Source organism: Moorena sp. SIO4A1 (assembly GCF_010672065.1).
Classification (GTDB): domain Bacteria; phylum Cyanobacteriota; class Cyanobacteriia; order Cyanobacteriales; family Coleofasciculaceae; genus Moorena.
On sequence record NZ_JAAHHX010001046.1, the window covers coordinates 1 to 1,052 of the forward strand.

At 43.0% G+C, this 1,052-nt stretch carries 1 protein-coding gene and 1 pseudogene; both read right to left on the bottom strand.

Annotated elements, in window-relative coordinates:
* Positions 1 to 196: 196 nt before the first annotated feature.
* Positions 197 to 391 (bottom strand): hypothetical protein, encoded by a 195-nt coding sequence (locus tag F6K53_RS45145; RefSeq protein ID WP_293065422.1) that lies wholly within the window; start codon positions 389 to 391, stop codon positions 197 to 199.
* Positions 392 to 835: 444 nt separating this feature from the next.
* A pseudogene (gene proX, locus F6K53_RS45150) lies at positions 836 to 1,052 on the bottom strand (proline/glycine betaine ABC transporter substrate-binding protein ProX); the annotation flags it as partial.

Consider the following 1,052-nt stretch of genomic DNA (forward strand, 5'->3'; position numbering starts at 1 on the left):
CCACAGTAAGTGGATTGAAATTTTGATCTCAGTCAGATCCCAAACCTAACCTGATGTGATGTTATTTGATTGGCCAAAGGTCACGCTACGCGACCAGACCGGAGCTTTTCCCAGGGGGGGAAAACCCCCCAGAAATTTAGCGATGCAGCGCGGTCTTGGGGGTTTCCCCCATGAGCGACTGCATCAAGACAAAGTGTTATGGCAACAGCCAATACTTCATCATTGTCGTAATCACTTCGTCTGGAACACCAGTTGGCTCCAGAGGGCTCCACTCGCAAATCTCGGCATAGCCAAAGACATAAAGCATGTGCATACTATGCATTACTGCTTGACGAGAGCCTTTCATAGTGTGCTCAACAGGTTGTTTCTTTAGGTTTGGGTTTTTTGACATGAATCAAAGATTGAATTCGTCGTTATGTTTATAATTATAATGATTATAAATAACTTTGTCAAGGGTTTTGAAAAAAGTTTTTTTGGGTAGTTTTAGGGGGAATAAAAAAACGTTCGCTAAAGTTATACGAACGCTTTTTTGTAAAAAAAATTAACTTACGTGTTGCTGATTATGGGTATGGTTTTGCCCCCCTAGCCCCCCAATTTTGGGGGGAAAAAGACTTTCAAATTCCCCTCCGGTGCGCTTTCCGTAGGCGAATTAAATTCGCCACGGGTCGCACCGCAAAGTTGGGGGATTTAGGGGGCTTGACCAAAACCAGATGATCGCGCATTCATTCCTTGATTCAGCAACGCCTTTTTAATAGCTATTAAGTACACAAAAATTCCCTACTCCCTACTCCCTACTCCCTACTCCCTACTCCCTATTCCCTATTCCCTATTCCCTTTAAATAGAATCACCTCCTGCCTTTTTTGCCTCTTCTATCCAGCTATCAAACAACTCTTGATTCTTCTCAACCCACTCTTTAGCATGGCGATTAATATCTTCTGAACTGCTCTCACCCTCTTTGATCTTTAAGCTTTCAACGTTAATGTCCTCAGCCGGAATTTGAACTAGTTCAAACCAACGCTTAGCAACTGGGTTAGCTGCCAAAAATTTCTTA